This window comes from Psychromarinibacter sediminicola (assembly GCF_029168335.1).
GTDB lineage: Bacteria > Pseudomonadota > Alphaproteobacteria > Rhodobacterales > Rhodobacteraceae > Psychromarinibacter > Psychromarinibacter sediminicola.
The window spans coordinates 169,156-185,415 of record NZ_JARGYC010000001.1 but is presented as its reverse complement, the minus strand read 5'-3'; the positions used below and the strand labels follow the sequence as shown (position 1 = coordinate 185,415).

The 16,260-nt window shown below is 64.5% G+C and carries 17 protein-coding genes; 5 read left to right on the top strand and 12 right to left on the bottom strand.

The features are described from left to right. Positions 1 to 224: transposase (locus tag P1J78_RS00930; RefSeq protein WP_374213127.1), on the top strand; the 224-nt coding region annotated here is incomplete at its 5' end. A gap of 120 nt (positions 225 to 344) precedes the next feature. Here the strand turns inward: P1J78_RS00930 and P1J78_RS00925 are convergent. The 6 genes from P1J78_RS00925 to P1J78_RS00900 form a co-directional block, all read right to left on the bottom strand. Further along, positions 345 to 1,373, bottom strand: a complete 1,029-nt coding sequence (locus tag P1J78_RS00925) for an SDR family NAD(P)-dependent oxidoreductase (protein WP_275565427.1) — start codon at positions 1,371 to 1,373, stop codon at positions 345 to 347. Positions 1,374 to 1,378: 5 nt separating this feature from the next. Continuing rightward, entirely contained in the window at positions 1,379 to 2,527 is a 1,149-nt protein-coding gene (locus tag P1J78_RS00920; protein ID WP_275565426.1) for an NAD-dependent epimerase/dehydratase family protein, read from the bottom strand. A gap of 30 nt (positions 2,528 to 2,557) precedes the next feature. Continuing rightward, on the bottom strand, positions 2,558 to 3,544 hold the full coding sequence (locus tag P1J78_RS00915; protein WP_275565425.1) for an NAD-dependent epimerase/dehydratase family protein: 987 nt from the start codon (positions 3,542 to 3,544) through the stop codon (positions 2,558 to 2,560). Positions 3,545 to 3,548: 4 nt separating this feature from the next. Next, entirely contained in the window at positions 3,549 to 4,358 is an 810-nt protein-coding gene (locus P1J78_RS00910) for a phosphoadenylyl-sulfate reductase (protein WP_275565424.1), read from the bottom strand. A gap of 8 nt (positions 4,359 to 4,366) precedes the next feature. Continuing rightward, a complete protein-coding gene (locus P1J78_RS00905) occupies positions 4,367 to 4,684 on the bottom strand; it encodes a hypothetical protein (RefSeq protein ID WP_275565423.1) in 318 nt (105 codons plus the stop codon). A gap of 837 nt (positions 4,685 to 5,521) precedes the next feature. Next, positions 5,522 to 5,866 carry a MarR family EPS-associated transcriptional regulator gene (locus tag P1J78_RS00900; RefSeq protein ID WP_275565422.1) on the bottom strand — a complete coding sequence of 115 codons (345 nt, stop codon included), beginning with the start codon at positions 5,864 to 5,866 and terminating at the stop codon, positions 5,522 to 5,524. Positions 5,867 to 6,130: 264 nt separating this feature from the next. On the opposite strand from P1J78_RS00900, the gene nusG reads away from it, so the two are divergent. Then, a complete protein-coding gene (gene nusG, locus P1J78_RS00895) occupies positions 6,131 to 6,670 on the top strand; it encodes a transcription termination/antitermination protein NusG (protein ID WP_275565421.1) in 540 nt (179 codons plus the stop codon). 280 nt (positions 6,671 to 6,950) lie between these two features. On the opposite strand, the gene P1J78_RS00890 is transcribed toward nusG, so the two are convergent. The 6 genes from P1J78_RS00890 to P1J78_RS00865 all read right to left on the bottom strand — a co-directional run bounded on the left by P1J78_RS00890 (position 6,951) and on the right by P1J78_RS00865 (position 13,620). After that, on the bottom strand, positions 6,951 to 7,610 hold the full coding sequence (locus tag P1J78_RS00890; RefSeq protein ID WP_275565420.1) for a sugar transferase: 660 nt from the start codon (positions 7,608 to 7,610) through the stop codon (positions 6,951 to 6,953). A gap of 366 nt (positions 7,611 to 7,976) precedes the next feature. Further along, complete coding sequence (locus P1J78_RS00885) at positions 7,977 to 9,260, bottom strand: TRAP transporter large permease (RefSeq protein ID WP_275565419.1); 1,284 nt, start codon at positions 9,258 to 9,260, stop codon at positions 7,977 to 7,979. A gap of 70 nt (positions 9,261 to 9,330) precedes the next feature. Then, positions 9,331 to 10,329, bottom strand: a complete 999-nt coding sequence (locus P1J78_RS00880; RefSeq protein WP_275565418.1) for a TRAP transporter substrate-binding protein — start codon at positions 10,327 to 10,329, stop codon at positions 9,331 to 9,333. A gap of 2 nt (positions 10,330 to 10,331) precedes the next feature. Then, entirely contained in the window at positions 10,332 to 10,853 is a 522-nt protein-coding gene (locus tag P1J78_RS00875) for a TRAP transporter small permease (protein ID WP_275565417.1), read from the bottom strand. A gap of 31 nt (positions 10,854 to 10,884) precedes the next feature. Next, positions 10,885 to 12,024: an FAS1-like dehydratase domain-containing protein gene (locus tag P1J78_RS00870; RefSeq protein WP_275565416.1), complete on the bottom strand. Its 1,140-nt coding sequence runs from the start codon at positions 12,022 to 12,024 to the stop codon at positions 10,885 to 10,887. Positions 12,025 to 12,060: 36 nt separating this feature from the next. Next, on the bottom strand, positions 12,061 to 13,620 hold the full coding sequence (locus P1J78_RS00865; protein ID WP_275565415.1) for an acetate--CoA ligase: 1,560 nt from the start codon (positions 13,618 to 13,620) through the stop codon (positions 12,061 to 12,063). A gap of 152 nt (positions 13,621 to 13,772) precedes the next feature. On the opposite strand from P1J78_RS00865, the gene P1J78_RS00860 reads away from it, so the two are divergent. From P1J78_RS00860 to P1J78_RS00850, 3 genes are read left to right on the top strand one after another with little or no spacing between them, the layout of a single operon-like run. Then, positions 13,773 to 14,573, top strand: coding sequence for an IclR family transcriptional regulator (locus P1J78_RS00860; RefSeq protein ID WP_275565414.1), 801 nt, complete (start codon positions 13,773 to 13,775; stop codon positions 14,571 to 14,573). Continuing rightward, positions 14,570 to 15,010, top strand: a complete 441-nt coding sequence (locus P1J78_RS00855; protein ID WP_275565413.1) for a PaaI family thioesterase — start codon at positions 14,570 to 14,572, stop codon at positions 15,008 to 15,010. Before P1J78_RS00860 ends, P1J78_RS00855 begins: the two co-directional genes overlap by 4 nt. Continuing rightward, positions 15,007 to 16,257, top strand: a complete 1,251-nt coding sequence (locus tag P1J78_RS00850; RefSeq protein WP_275565412.1) for a CaiB/BaiF CoA transferase family protein — start codon at positions 15,007 to 15,009, stop codon at positions 16,255 to 16,257. The genes P1J78_RS00855 and P1J78_RS00850 overlap by 4 nt, the downstream gene beginning before the upstream one ends. The last annotated feature ends 3 nt before the right edge of the window (positions 16,258 to 16,260 follow it).

Sequence of the window (16,260 nt, the reverse complement as noted above, 5' to 3'; positions counted from 1 at the left end):
CCTACTTCTGCGACCCGCACAGCCCCTGGCAGCGCGGCGGCATCGAGAACGGCAACGGCCTCCTGCGCCGCGACCTGCCGCGCACGACCAGGCTCTTCGACTACGACGACACCGACATCGACGACATCGTCTGGATGCTCAACTCAACCCCGCGGAAATGCCTCGGCTTCCAGACGCAGATCGAGGCTTTCGCTCAAAACCTCGGTGTCGCACTTGATAAGTGAATCCAGCATCAGCAAAATAGCACAAAGCCCTGTTGTCATCAAATTCGATTCTCCAGATAGAAATGCTGTATCGTCCATGTTTCAGGCAAGAAAGGTCAGAACCACTCGTGATGTAAGCCTCTACGTCAAGCCCCGTTCAACCAGATAGCTCTTGAGTTCATTATACGTCATTGCAGATTCTACAGCGGAATTGTAAGGGAAGGCAGCAGTTGGCGCGCCTCTAAGATAAATGTATTGCTCATTTGATAGATCAGCAAAGGCTGATGTTACCACGAAGAAGTTCTCATATTCGAAGGTGCGACGAACTTCTTCGTCATTCATCAATTCTTCATACATTTTTTCGCCGGGCTTGGCGCCGATTTCGATGATCTCTATATTGCGGTCACCTGCCAATTCGTTGCGCATCACGAGGGCGATATCCTCAATCCGCGCGACCGGCATTTTGGTCACCATCACCTCGCCGCCGCTGGCTAGCCAGACCGAATCGAGCACCAGCCGCACCGCCTCTTCCAGCGTCATGATGAAGCGTGTCATCTGCCGGTCGGTTAAGGTGATCGGCCCGCCCGCTTCGATCTGGCGGCGAAACAGCGGCACCACCGACCCGCGCGAGCCCAATACATTGCCGAACCGTGTAGAGGCGAAGATCGTGCCGGTGTTACGCGCACGCAGGTCCAACCCGTTTGCCGTGGTCTCCGACGCCGCCGTCATCAGCCGCTCGCCCATCAGTTTTGAGGTCCCCATGACGTTGGTGGGGTTCACGGCCTTGTCTGACGAAGTAAAAATAACACGTTCGACGCCATTTTCCTGCGCAGCATCAATTACATTCTGCGTTCCCTGAATATTAGTGGCAATGGCCTGGGCTGGACTGTCCTCGCAAAGGCCGACATGCTTGAGCGCGGCGGCATGCAGTACAACTTCCACGCCGCGCAACCTGAGTTTCAGCGCTTCACGATCGCGGATATCCGCGAGGTGGCCCGAGACCTTGCCGCTTGCCCGGTATTGCTCAATCTGGAAGAAGAGGTCAGTTTCGTTGTTGTCGATGCAGACGACATGCGATGTTTCGCTTTTCACGAGCTGCCGAACCAATTCGGCGCCAACTGTGCCGCATGAACCAGTGACCAAAACTGTCTTGTCTTTGAAACGCTTCATCCGGCTCAACTCCAGCGCACGCGGGGCATGATGCGGTCCGCGACGATGCGGTCGCGGTTTTCCAGGATCCGTTCCAGCATGGCCCCGAGCACTGCGTCAGTCATGTAATGCGGTTGCAGGCCAAGATCCTTGAGCCCGCTGTGAACCGGGTTGTAGTAATGCTCTTCTTTCTCCTTGCGAGGGTTGGCGATCGATTTGATCTCGACATTCAGACCCAGCTGGTTTCCGGCCTGCTGGACGCGCTCGGCCAGTTCGTTGACGGTGAACGTCTCGGTCAGCTGGTTGAAGATGCGTAGTTCGCCCGGCTTTGCGGAATTTTCGGCGGCCAGCCGCACGCATTGCAGCGTGTCGCGAAGGTTGAGATAGCCGCGCGTCTGGCCGCCGCCGCCGTAGACGGTAAGCGGAACGCCGGCCACCGCTTGCACCAGAAAGCGGTTCACAACCGTGCCGAAGATATCATCATAGTGGAAGTTCGGGCAAAGACGCGGGTCGAGGTCCGCTTCGTCCGTCGATATCCCGTAAACTGGTCCCTGCATCAGGTCCGTCACCCGAAGACCATGGGTTCGTACGTAGAACCACAGCAGGTCCGTATCGAGCACCTTGGTCGTGTGATATAGAGAGCCGGCGGCACGCGGATACAAGAAGGTATCTTTGCGTCCTTTGTGCTCGATCTCGATCCAGCCTTCCTCGATGTCGATGTTCGGAGTGCCGTATTCGCCCATCGTTCCAAGCTTGATGATATGGGCCTCAGGCGCATGATCCTTCACTGCCCAAATGCAGTTAAAAGTGACATCAAGATTGTTCTGGAAGGTTTCCCGGGCTTCGCGGAAGCCGCGCATCGAATAGGGCGCGGAGGGCTGTTCGGCGTAGTGCACGATCGTGTCGGGCCGCATCTCCCGCACTAGGTCGAACATCTCTTCGGGGTTCGACAGATCTGCGATGCGCACCGTAATCGCCTTACCGGTGACAGCCTCGAAGATGGCGGCACGTTCACTGAGGCTCGGTGCACCAATAAGGGCATCGCTATCCGTTGCCTCGGCAATATGGCGACGCATATAGTTGTCCGCCACCATGATCTCGTGCCCCGCGGCCGCGAAATCCATCGCCGTGGGCCAGCCGAGATACCCGTCACCCCCCAAAATGAGTACCCGCATATGTCGTTTCTCCTGTATCAAAATCAAAATTCAAGCGGCATCAGCTGCGACGAAATAGCGGATGGTTCGCCGCAGGCCGTCTTCGAGCGGCACCTGTGATACCCACCCGAGCAACTCTTTTGCCTTGCTCGTGTCCGAGTAGTTCCGCATCACGTCCCCGTCTCGCTTCGGCCCGAAAAAGGTTTCAGGCACCGTTACGTGTTCCGCACGCATGGCCGCAAGCAAGGTTTCCGTCATTTCGGCAACGGTTGTCTCTTGGGCCGTCGCGACTTGAAAAGTTTCCCCACCCACCCGCGAAACGGTTGCCGACCGCACGATCGCGTCGATCAGATCGGAAATATGGATGAAATCCCGCGTCTGTGTCCCGTCGCCGTAGATTTCCAGCCGTTCACCCGCCAGCGCCTGCTTGATGAACTTCGCCACCACCGATTGCTTATGGCCCGAGCCTTCTCCGTAGACGTTCCCGAACCGCAGCACCACCGTCTCAACCCCGAAACAATGGTAATAAGCGGAACAGTAGCCCTCGCCGGCGAGCTTGGAGGCCCCATAGGGTGAGGCGGGATGGGGCGCCATCTCTTCATGAAGGGGCGGAACCTGGACCCCAAGCGGCGCGCCCGAAGAGGCGAACACAAAGCGCCCCGCGCTCAACCTTCGGCACGCTTCAAGCATATTGAGCGTCCCTATCACATTCGTACGGCAGTCGCTCATCGGGTCTTCTACCGAGGGGGCGACACCCGTGTTCGCGGCAAGATGCACGACGATGTCAGCGTCCGAAACCGCCCGTGCCACCGCTCCTTCATCCAGAATATCTCCCTCAATAAGCGCAACACCTTCCGCCCAGGCTGACTTTTCACATTGAGAGTCAAGCTCTGCAAAGAGCGTGACTTGCCGCAGATCTTCTCGTGTGCCCACCGAGAGATTGTCGAGAACCCGGATCGCGTGCCCGCCCTCGTGCAGAAGATGCTCAATCAGTGCGCGGCCAATAAAGCCGCATCCGCCCGTGATCAGCCAGTTCATTTCCTCACTCACCTTCTCGTCTATCTTGCGCCGATCGGACGAAGCGCCCATCCGGACCGAGGTGGATGCCGCATTCCGTCTTATCCGGCATATGCGCCCACCGTCCGGCGCGTTGATCGTCGCCAGCCGCCACGGGCTGTGTGCAGGGGGCACATCCGATCGATGGATAGCCGTTCGCTTCGAGAGGGTGTCGCGGCAAGTCGTGGCGCGCAAAGTACGCGCGGACATCGCTTTCCAACCAGGAGGCCATGGGATTGATCTTAATCTTCTCGCCATCGCGCTCGAGGATCGGCAGCGCCGCGCGCGAGGCGCCCTGATAGCGTTTGCGCCCCGAAATCCAGCTATCGAATGGCGCAATCGCATCCTGCAACGGGAAGGTCTTGCGGATCGTACAGCACGCGTTGGGATCTCGGCCATATAGCACGCCGTAAGGATCTTCTTTTTCCAGAAGGCTTGAATCAGGCGTGGCCACCTGGAGGTTGAGCCCAAGCGCGTCGGCGACCTCGTCGCGATAGGCTAGCGTTTCTGGAAAGTGTTTTCCCGTATCCAGAAAGAGGACAGGAATATCCGGTAGAACACTCACGACGTAGTGCAGCAGGACCACGCTTTCTGCGCCAAATGAAGAGACGATTGCCGTCCTGCCAAGCTTTGTGTCTTTGAGAAGGCCCGGGATATCCAGATGCGCCATGTCCGGAACGTACCGTTCTTGGAGCTCGGACAGTATCTCGTCAATGCCCCCAGAAGGCCAACTGTTCATGGAGCTAGCGTCGGTACCAGCATCTCTCCATACCGGTCCATAGTCGTCCTGGGCCATGGTCTACCTCAGCTCTTCCTGTGAGCCGGCTCGCGGATATCCACCTGGCCGGGTCCGTAGGCGGAAAACGGCACGTCGGAGGCAGCAAAGAGGGCGCGCGTGCCACCTTGCGCCATTGCATCCCTCACCACCCGCGGAAGGTGATCCGGCGAAGAGACGAACAATACCTCGCCCGTCCGGCTATGTGCGAGCGCCGAGACGACCTCGTCGCGGGTCCTCAAGGCTGTTCCAAGATTACGAATACCGCGCGCTTCGTAGAGCGCGGCGTTATTCTCGTCTCGAGCATCATTGGCGATCACGGCGACATCCAGGTCGCGTGCCAGCATCTCCCCTCGGTTCAGTCGTCCCAAGCGCCCAGCCCCCCGATGACGACCTCCTGCCAATTTGCCGCGGAGCTGGAGTAACTATGAACAAAGACAAACTCGATGTGGGTCATGGGGCGGCAGGCGCCGGGCTATGGCGCCGGACTTCGCGCGGACCCCGGGCTCTTATGCGCATCACGGAAGCCCCTCCGCCAAGGGAAACACTGAAGCGCGAACTTCGTTTCGGGTTCGGCAGGTCACAAAAAAATATCCATTGTCCGAAAATAAACTGGCTATCCGTATTCGGGGAATGCAGTGTAAGCACTTGATTTCGTTAAGTCTAGGAACAACTCGATTTCTCGGTTCTGGCTGTTTGTCCGCCGCAAACCCCCGATAACGCAAACTCGCAACAGACGCGCGATCGATCGGAAGTTTTGAGCCCCAGTCTCACCGCGCATTTGGGGCCGGCCATTCCGGCCCGGGCGATCCCTGCGGTCGCAAATCGGGAAGGCGCGTCGCGGGACCGCCGTGGTGCGCCCCCGACCCAGCCCCCCGCACCCCCGTGTCATACGTTTCCGGCGCGACCGACCAGCACCGATCGATGCATGATGTGCGCGAAGGCGACGATGCCGGTCGTTGCCTACGTCAAGCAGAGGCTGTTGGCCCGGTTCAACAGGACCCATGGCCGCGTCTGATAGGCGAAGACGTAGCCACCGGCGCCCAGGACGCTGGCCGACAGGCGATCCCAAACATAGTACCAAGACGGGCAGGCGTCGTTCGTCCTTGGGTCAATGCCACCCGTCTCCAATGTCACCGCCCCCAACGGAGCACCCCGATCCCCTGCATCCTCCGCTGCACCTGTCACCCGTCCCCGCGCGTCCGGGCCATGTCCCGTTCCAGCGCCTCGATCTCTTCCCTCAGCCGGTCGTATTCGGCGCGTTTGCGGCGGAGGAACCCTGCCGTCAGGCGTGCCTTTTCGGCGGCGCCTTTGGGCGTGAGAATATAGGCATAGCGCAGCTTGTTGTTCGAGGCGCGGAAGTTGCGCACCTTGACCTGGCCCTTGTCGATCAGCGCACGTAGACAATAATTGACCGAGCCGAGGCTGATTCCCAGCGCGCGCGACATCTCTCGCTGAGACAGGTCTGGTTGCGCCTCCAGCATCCGCATCACACGATAGCGGGTGTCCTGATCGACCGGTCCGGTCAAGGAGGCCGCAACGGCTACCGCACCGAGGCTCGCTGCGCGAACTCGCCCGTGACCCAATGCTTTTGAGTCGCGTTCATACGTGAACGCTTAACCGATAAAACCCGGAATTTGAAGATTGAATTCGCGTCCAGGCGGTATATCTCTGGTATCGAAAGCGGTCGGCGGATAATCGCTTGCGTTGTCCCTTTCGGCACCGTCGGCGATGTGAAATCCGTGGCACCAATGGCACCGTGGCCCATGTCCTGGCCAAGAGGAGCGAGTTCCGTGAGCCCGTCCGACGCAGAAGCTGCGGCCGAGAGGTCGCCGGAAAACTGGCATGTCGCACAGCTGAAACCGAAGGGGCTGCCCCGGGCGCTCGAGAACCTGGCGCGGCAGGGCTACCCGGTCTTCTGCCCGGAACAGACGGTCAGCCGGCGAACCGCGCGTGGGCTCGTGGACACCCGGGTCCCGCTGTTCCCGGGCTACCTGTTCGTGCAATTCGATCCGACCATACGCGGCTGGTCGGCGCTCAACAGCACCCGTGGCATCGCGCGATTGCTGCTGGACCATCCCAGCCGGCCGGCGCCGCTGCCACAGCAGCTCATGACCGGGCTGCTCGGGCGCTGCGACGCGACGGGGTTGCTCTTGCCGCCGGACGATCTTCGGCCGGGCGAGCGTGTGCGCGTGCTCTCCGGGCCGTTCGCCGCCTATGTGGCCACCGTCGAGAAGATGGCGCCGGAGGAGCGCGTGACCGTGCTGTTCGAGCTCATGGGGCGGCAGGGGCGCGTCAGCATGCCACGGTCTTCCCTGGAACGGCTGAAATAGCCGGCCGGCCGTGATGCGCAGCGATGCGCTGCCGCCGGGTGGAAAGGATCCAGTTGGCCATGGTCCGTGAGGTTTTGTCGGACTCCGACAGGCGCACGGCCGATCCAGACCGGGACCGACTGCCCTTCCCGTGGCGGCGGGCATCCACGGCTCGGTGTCCGAGCACCCGATCCGAGCCTCGCACCCGCCGGGCTTGCACCGTGCGACAGCCCGACCGGATATCGTCCGCACGGAGGTGCCTTTCCAGCGATTCGCGCCAGAAAGCGGCGCGGCACCCGTTCTAGAAGCCCTTGCGACCCACGATGGTGACAATGGTCCGCCAGACGAGCCAAATCTCCATCCGGTGATTGGCGTTCGCGATGTAATAGAGATCGGCGCTCACCTTGCGTCTCGTGGCCGCCGAGCCTTCCACATAGCCGACCTCGACCTGTGCCAGGCCGCTGATCCCCGGGCGCACGGCGTGCCGGTGACGGTAGCGCGGAACGCTCCCGAGATAATGCTCGGCATGTTCGTAGCAGTCCGGGCGGGGCCCGATAAGGCTCATATCGCCCCAGAGCACGTTCAGGATCTGGGGCAGTTCGTCGAGCCGGTACTTGCGCAGGACATGGCCCAGCTTGGTGATGCGCTCGAACTCCAGGCCGCCTTCGGCCGAACGGGAAATCTCGGGCGCCGCCCGCATGGTCCGGAACTTCAGCGCCCGGAACGGCCGGCAATCCCGGCCCATGCGCTTCTGCACGAAGAGCAACGGGCCCTCATTCAGCCATGGGTTGAGAAAGAGGAGCAACAGCGCAACGCCCGCGAGAACGGGCAGCAGCAACAGGCTCATAACAATATCGAAGGCCCGTTTTCCGATCCAGAAAACGGCGCTCTGCTTCTCGGTCTTATTCGGATGGTGATGAATGCCGACGACAGAAGCGTCGGCCAGAAATGCGCGTGCCACGATAACCCCCAGGCGTGCGGAACAAAAAAGGCAATGATCTCATCAAGAAGCCCTTTGCCCGTTCGCAGTCAAGTCAAAGAAATATTTTCGGCGGCGGTCTGCCGCCGAGCCCAACATCTAGAACATTCCGGTGGAATGACCACAAGGCGGAACGCCTCTCTGCCCGCCTCTCGGGCAGCCTGAGTCTCTCTCGGGCAGACTCGAAGCGCCGACGCGATGGCCACACGCCGCGCGCGAATCGGCCACGCGCGTTGGAGTTGGCCTCCGCAACCGAACGTTGTGTAAGGCGCGCCCGGATCCTCGCGCGTCTCCCGCCGGCGGCGCTGTGCGCCGCCAGAGCAGGTCCGCGGTTCTCCAGCGGTCGCCTCACATCAGCGAAGGGAGCCAGAGCGACAGGTCGGGGAAGACGATCAGGATGAACAGCACCAGAAGCTCCACCCCGATGAACGGCAACAGCCCCTGGAAGATCGTGCGCAACGATACCCCCGTCTGCGACGCCGCGACATAGGCGTTCAGGCCCAAGGGCGGCGTCAGCAGGCCGATCTCGACCGACTTCGTCACGATGATGCCGAACCAGACCGGGTCGTAGCCCAGTTCCATCGCCGCCGGGAAGGCCAGCGGCATCGCCAGCGACAGGATCGCCAGCTGGTCCATGAACATGCCCATCACCAGAAGCGTCAGCACGATCATCGACAGGATGGCGAAGCGCGGCAGATCGCTGGACGCGACCATCTCCAGCAGCGTCTGGGTCACGCGGGTGAACGCCAGGTAGTTCGAGAAGATCGCCGAACAGGCGACGATGGCGACGATCATGACGGTCGCCTGGATCGCGCGGCTGATCGACGTGCCGAAGCTCGCCGCGCGCAGGGTCCGCTGCGCCAGACAGATGATCAACGCGCCGAAGACGCCGAGCGCCGCCGCCTCGGACGGCGAGGCGATGCCGCCATAGATCGCCCCGATCACCGCGACGATCAGCAGGACCATCGGGAACACATGGCGGCTGGTGCGCACCGCGTGGCCGAACCGGAACGGGTCGCCCTCTGGCGCATAGTCGGTGCGGTGCGAGATCACCTTGACCACCGTCGCCAGCCCCAGCGCGGTCAGGATGCCGGGCACGACGCCCGCGATGAACAGCTGGCCGATCGAGGTCTCGGTCAGTACACCATAGACCACCAGCACGATCGACGGCGGCACCACGACGGCGAGCGTGCCGCCGACGCTGACCACCGCGGCCGACAACCGGTCGTTGTAGCCGTGCCGCCGCATCTCGGGGAAGGCCGAGGCCGACATCGCGGCGGTCGACGCGGTGGAGCTGCCCACCAGCGCGGCCAGCAGCACCGAGGCGCCGATCGTCGCCATCGCCAGCCCGCCCTTCATGTGCCCGATCCAGGCCTGGCAGGCGACGATGGCGCGCCGGGTCACGTCGCCGGCCGTCAGGATCTCGGCCATCAGGATGAACAGCGGAATGGCCACCAGAATGAAGGACGAGGTGTTGTCGTAAAACGCCCGCTCCAGCACGCCGAGCGCAGGGCGCGGGCCCAGTTGCACGGCCAGCCCCACGCTGCCCGCGATCCCCATCGCGAAGGCGATGGGCGTGCGCAGGATCATGAGGACTGCAAGAAGCAGCAGGACGGCGGCGAAGGATGTCATGGGCAATGCTCGCTCGGGGGCACGGCACGGCGGAAGGCCGTGCCGTGCCCGGAACCGGTTCGTTGCGGTGTCAGTCGGCCGTCAGGCTCTTGAACTGGTCGAGCACGGCCTGCGCCGCACCGTCACCTCCCACGCGGGAGACCCAGTCGGCCGCGACCTCTTCCAGCGCCGCATTGACCGCCGACAGCTCCTCGTCGGTCATCTCGTAGGTGTCGACGCCCTCGGAGCGCCAGGTCTCGAGCAGGCCGCCGATGGAGTCGTCCTGCGCCTGGGCCACGTTCATCGCGGCCTCGTTGCCGGCCTCGATCAACGCGGTCTGCTGCTCTTCGCTCAGGCCGTCCCAGACCTCCTGCCCGACGACCACGACAAAGCTGTAGCCGCCGAAGGAGGCGTTGGTGGAGATATGGCTGACCACCTCGTTCAGCTTATACGCGGGCACCGAGGCCAGCGGGAAGAAGATGCCATCGAGCCGGCCGCGCTCGACCGCGGTGTAGATCTCCGGCCCGGGCAGCGAGATGCCCACGGCGCCGAGGCTGCGCGCGGTCAGCGCCTGGGTGGAACCGCTGGTGCGCAGGTCCAGCCCGTCCCAGTCGGCGGGCTCGCCCAGCCGCTCCTTGGCCAGCACCTGGTAGGGCGGCAGCACGAAGGAGAAGATCGGCACCACGCCAAGCTCGGTCAGCTCGTCGCGCAGCGGGCCTTCGGCCATCATCTCCTGCATCGCCTCGGTGCCTTCGACGGCCGAGGTGTAGAGGCCCGGCAGACCCACCACCGAGTTCAGCGGCATCAGGTCCGAGTGATAGCTCGGCCCGATCAGCGCGGCGTCGAGGATGTTGTTGCGCACCGCGTCCAGCAACGCATTGGCCTTCGCCGCCTGTTCGGCCGGGAAGTGCTCGAAGGTGATCTCGCCGTCGGTGGCCTCTTCCACCGCGTCCATCCAGTGCGTCGTCCCCTCTTCCGAGACGATATGCGTGGTGGACTGCCAGTCGCCGAGCCGCAGCGTTTCGGCCGGCGCCGCAGCGGCGAGCGCGATCAGCGAAGCCGCCGCCAGAGTCGTGGTCCTGAGTGTCATGGTCATTCTCCTCCCGTGGGTATGGTCTGATTGGGGCCGCGCCGGGGGGCGCCCGGCACGACAGCGTCGACGATGAGCCGCAGGGTCAGCACCCCGCAGCCGAGGGGGATGGCCGCATAGGCCCATCCGAGGGGCCAGTCGACCGCCCCCCATTCCACGTCCCCGCGCATCAATGCGTGCAGGGCGAATTCTCCGGATTTCCAGGTGACCGCCGCGAAGAAGACCGCGGCGGCGACCAGGGTCATGCGATGGACCGCCGGGCTGGCCCGGCCGAAGGCGTCCGCGGGTATGACCTCCAGCGCCAGATGCCCGCCCATGCGGTAGACCCGCGCCAGGGGCAGCATGGCGAGCATCGGCATCAGGTAGATTTCCGTCAGCTCGAACTGGATCTCGACGGGCGTGTCCAGGATCAGCCGCATCAGGATGTCGGCGTTGATGAACGCCGCCACCGTGATCAGCGCGAGGCACCCCGCGACGTGCAGGATGTCCTCGATCCCCGACAATGCCTTTTCGAATACGTGCAACCTGTCCTCCCCGGCCGGTCGCGGCGCGATGTCAGCGTTTCGGCAGTTCCACGATGGCCGAGCCGATGGCGGACAGTTCCTCGTCCTGCTGCACGGCCTGCTGGCGGATCTCGACGAGGTACTTGCCGTCCTCCTCGTATTTCCGCACGACCTCGCCGTTGATCAGGATGATGTCGCCCTCGGGGTTGTGCCGGCGGACCTGGCATTTCGCCTGCCGCAGGAAACCGTCGTCGCCCATCCAGTTGGTGATGTGATGCGTCAGCCAGGAGCACCGCTCGGGCCCGTAATCGTAGGCACCGGGCGCGCCGACCTCCAGCGCGAAGTCCTCTTCCCAGTGGACCCGTTCGGGGCAATCCGGAATGCCGAAGCGGTTCTTGATGCCGGCACCCGGGTGCTTCTGCTGCAACTGCCAGGCCAGCTTGTTAGCGCGGATGTAGAGCCCGCCCCAGCCTTGCGCATAGGCGATGAAACCGGTGACGGTCATCGGACCCTTCACCATGGTCGGCAGCGCCTCGCCCTCGGTCACGTCATCCCAGTAGCGGGGCGTCGCGCCGCGGATTTCCTCCTGCTCGTAGTACTTGGTGAAGCTGTCCAGCTCCTCCTGCGTGTAGACGCGGGGTTCGCGGTTCTTCACGTCGGTGTACTTCGTGCCCTTCTGGCTGGCGTGGTTGCGCTCGGTGCGGAAGCACCAGCTGTCGGCACCGGCGAGCTTGTCGCCCGACTTCGCGTCGAAGAAGTCCACGTGATAGATCTGCTGCACGGCGCGGCCGGCAAAGCGGGTGTCGTGCTCCACCAGGTCCTTCAGCCACGCCTCGGTCGCGATCTCTGTGTTCCGCGCGATGGGCTTCTCCCAGGTCCAGTCGGCGCCCGACCACATGGCGTGAACCCCCGGCAGCCCGCCGACATAGCCCGAGATGATGCGGCTGGTGGCGAACAGGAAGGACGGCAGCGCGATGATGTCGCCGTAGCGCGTGGTCTTGGCGTAGTCCGGATCGCACCACAGCGGGTTGTCGTCGCCGATGCCGTGGGCGTAGTGGCGGATATTGTCGCGCGTCGCCTCGTAGCACCACGGCTCCACCGTGTTCTCGATCTTCTTGCCGATGCGCTGGCGCAGGTCGTCGAGCCCCTCCTGGGTGATCTTCGGGAACTCGCGGTGCGTGGTCTGGTTCATCGATTGTCTCCGTCTCGGTCTTGCTTGGGCCTGGCGTCAGGCCGTGTTTTCCGTCTGTTTCGCTTCCGCGTCGCGCAGGGCCTTGCGGTTCACCTTGCCGGCGGGGGTCTTCGGCAGGTCGTCCACGAAGGCGACCTGGCGGGGGTATTCGTGGCGCGCGAGGCTGGCGCGCACCGTGTCCTGGATCTCGGCGGCGAGCCCCTCGGTCTCGTCCGCCTTCAGCACGATGAAGGCCTTCACGACCTGCCCGCGCACCGGGTCGGGCACGCCGATGGCGGCGGCCTCAGCCACGGCGGGATGTTTCAGGATGGCGTCCTCGACCTCGACCGCGCCGATGGTCCAGCCAGCGGAGATGATGACGTCGTCCGCCCGGCCGCCGTGATAGAAATAGCCGTCGGCGTCGGTCTTCCCGAGGTCCTTGGTCGGGAACCACTCGCCCCGGCGCCGCACCATCAGCTCGCCGATCTCGTCCGGCGGCAACTCGTTGCCCTCGGCATCCTGCACCTGCACCTCGACCCCGGGCACGGCCTTGCCCAGCGAGCCGTCGCGCACCTCGAAATCCTCGGCGCCCGGATAGTTGGCCAGGATCACCCCGATCTCGGTCGTGCCGTACATCGAGCAGACGGGCGTGCCGAACAACCGCCGGATATAGGTGCCCGTCTCGCTGTCCAGCGGCTCGCCGGTGAAGGACAGCTTGGCGATGGAATAGGTGAAATTCTCCGCCTCGCCGGAGTTGCGCATCATCCGGTAATGCGTGGCGGCGGCCGAGAGGTTGGTGATCTCGAAATCCTGCAGCGCCTTCAGCAGGCGCACGGGGTCGAACTTGCCCGAGAACGTGCCGGTCGAGACACCCAGCGCCAGCGGCGCCAGCGTGCCGTGCCACAGCCCGTGGCCCCAGGCGGGCGAGGACGGGCAGAAGAACCTGTCGCCCGGCCGGATGCCTGTGGCGTAGAGCGCGGCGACCATCAGCGTGACGATGGAGCGGTGTGTGTGCTTCACCGCCGCCGGCAGCGCCCGCGTGGTGCCGGACGTGTATTGCAACACCGCCAGGTCGTCGCCGGCCGTGTCGACCTCGAACGTCCCGGGCAGGTCGGCCAGGCTTTCGAGAAAGGCGTCGTCGGTCACGACCACCTCGGCACCGCCGGCCTCCTGAGCCTCGGGCGCCTTCTCGGCATTGGTGAAGACGACCTTCGGCTCGCAGTCCTGCACCCGCAGGCGGATGCCGTCCGGCCCGAACAGCGTGAACATCGGCACCGCAACCGCGCCCGCCTTCATCGCGCCGAACATGGCGACGTAGAACGGCAGCGACGGCTCCAGCATCACCGCGACCCGGTCGCCGGGTGCGACCCCCCTGCCCCGCAGGTGATGCGCGAACTGCGCCGAGCGGCGGCTGATCTCCTCGAAGGTGATGATCTCGTCGCGGCCGTCCGAATGGGCCACGCGGATCGCCACCGCGTCGCCGGCGACATGCCGGTCGATGCATTCATGCGCCATGTTCAGCCGCTCGCGCGTCCCGTCGAACAGCTGCCACAGCGCCTCGTTCGAGAAGTGCTGCTGAGCGTCCGCATAGGACGTGAAATCCGTGAGCTTCGGCATCGCGATGAACCCTCTCCCTGTCTCCTCCGGCGGCGGACGCTTTCGTCATCCGGCGCATTGACAAGGTGAGCGATGTCGATTTTATTGTCAATACGCTATCTTTATTGTATATAGACAACGACACGATAGCGAAACGGGAGGATCGGTCAGCCATGGACACCGTCACAGAGGCCCCGAAAAAGCGCGCCGTCCCGGCGGTAACGCGGGCCGTCGCGATCCTGCGGGCGCTGGGGAAATCGGACACGCCGATGGGCGTGCAGCAGCTGGCGCGCGAGCTGGAACTGGTGCCGTCGACCTGCCTGCACATCCTGCGCGTGCTGCACGACGAGGGGCTCGTGTCCTTCGATTCGCAGACCAAGCGCTACGCGATCGACGTCGGTATTCTCGCCATCGCCCGCAGCGCGATTCAGAAGAACGCCTTCGTGTCGCTGATCCAGCCGCGGCTGGATGCGCTGGCCACCGAATTCGGCGTGACCACCATCGCCACGCAGTTCACCGACCCGACGCATATGGTCGTCGTCGCGCTCAGCCAGGTGCAGCTGCCGTTCCGCCTTCAGGTCGACCTCGGCAGCCGGTTCCCCGCGATGATCTCGGCCACCGGGCGCTGCTTCGCGGCGTTCAACGACGTCGACCCGGCAGAGCTGAAGGAGCGATTCGGCCGGCTGAAATGGGACCATCCCCCGGACTACGACGCCTGGCTGGCCGAGGTCGCCGAAACCCGGGCGCGCGGCTACGCGATGGACCGGGGCAGCTATATCTCGGGCGTGACCGTCGTGGCGGTGCCGTTCTTCGACCGCGCCGGCCGGATGGTGCACAGCATGGTCGCCATCGGCATCACCGAGCGGGTGGACGCCATCGGCGTGCCGGTGCTGGCCGACGCGATGCTCAAGGTCCGGGACGAGGCGAGCCTGATGCTTCTGGGCTCGGGCGCGGCCCCGGAGGTCGCGCCATGACCGACGCCACCCTGACCGACGCCCCCCTGCCCGACGGCTGGAAGGCGATGCGGATCGGCGGCCTCTGGGACGCGATCGGCCCGCTTTTGGCCCGGCGCGACGGCGACAGCTGGCGCTACGGGCTGCAGACCGACGCGCGGCACGCGAACCCCGTGGGTCTGATCCACGGCGGCACGCTGACCGCGCTCCTGGACCATGCGATGACGCTGATCGCCCTGACGGCGAACGACAAGCAGCCGGCCGTGACGGTGCAGATGGAAACCCGCTTCCTGTCCGCCGCCCGCCCCGGCGACCTGCTGGAGGCCGACGCCCGGCTGGACCGGCGGACCGGCAGCATGATGTTCCTGTCCTGCACGCTGTCCGTGGCCGGCGACGAGATCGCCACCGGCTCGGCGATCATGAAAGCCGCGAGAGCGCAAAGGGAGGACGCGCGATGAGCGAATGGGGAAACGCGGGGCGCAGCGGGCCGCTGGCCGGTCTGAAGGTGCTGGATTTCTCCCGCATCCTGTCGGGCCCCTACGCGACGATGGTGCTGGCCGACATGGGCGCCGACGTGGTCAAGGTCGAACCGCTGGAGCGCGGCGACGAAACCCGCGGCTTTCCGCCCTTCCAGGGGCCGCTCAGCCACTACTACATCGCGCTGAACCGCAACAAGCGCAGCCTCGCGCTGGACCTCAAGTCCGAGCGCGGCGCGCAGATCGCCCGCGACCTCGCCGCGCAGGCCGACATCGTGATCGAGAACTTCCGCCCCGGCGTGATGGACCGGCTGGGGCTGGGCTACGAGGCGCTGGCCGAGGCCAATTCCCGCCTGATCTACTGCGCCATCTCCGGCTTCGGCGAGGAGAGCCCGCTGCAGGACAAGCCCGCCTTCGACATCGTCGCGCAGGCGCTGTCGGGCGTGATGAGCGTGAACCGCGAACCCGGCCAGCCGCCCAACAAGCTGGGCCTGCCGCTGGGCGACATGGCCGGCAGCATCTTCGCCGTCTTCGGCGTGCTGGCGGCGGTCCACGAGCGCGACCGCACGGGCAAGGGTCAGCGGGTCGGCGTGGCGATGCTCGATTCGCTGATCTCCATGCTGGGCTACCTGTCGCAGATCTACTTCGTCTCGGGCCGTGCGCCTCAGCCGGTGGGCACCAAGCATCCCAGCATCGTCCCCTACGGCGCCTTTCCCACCGCCGACGGCCACGTCATCGTCGCCTGCCTGACCGATACGTTCTGGAAGAACTTCGCCCGCTGCCTCGACATGCCCGAGCTTGCCGACGACCCGCGCTTTGCCGCCTACCACCAGCGGCTGGAGAACCGCGAGGCGCTGGAGGCGCTGATCGAGACACGGATGCGGCGCGACGACACGGCCTTCTGGCTGGACCGGCTCGACACGTTCGACGTGCCCAACGCGCCGATCCTCGACGTGGGCGAGGCGCTGGAACAGCCCCACGTCGCCGCGCGCGGGCTGGTCGAGACGGTCGAGCACCCCGAGGCCGGACAGCTGCGGCTGGTGCGCGGGCCGGTGCGCTTCGACGGCAAGGGACCGGCGCCCAGCCGCGAACCCTCTCTCCTGGGCGCGGAATCGGCCGCCGTGCTCAGGGATATTCTGGACATCGGTCCGGCGGCGTTCGAGGGTCTCGTGGCCGACGGCGTCGTGGGCCAACCCCACCGCAGTTCGGTCGCTGCCGAGGAGGAGTAAGAC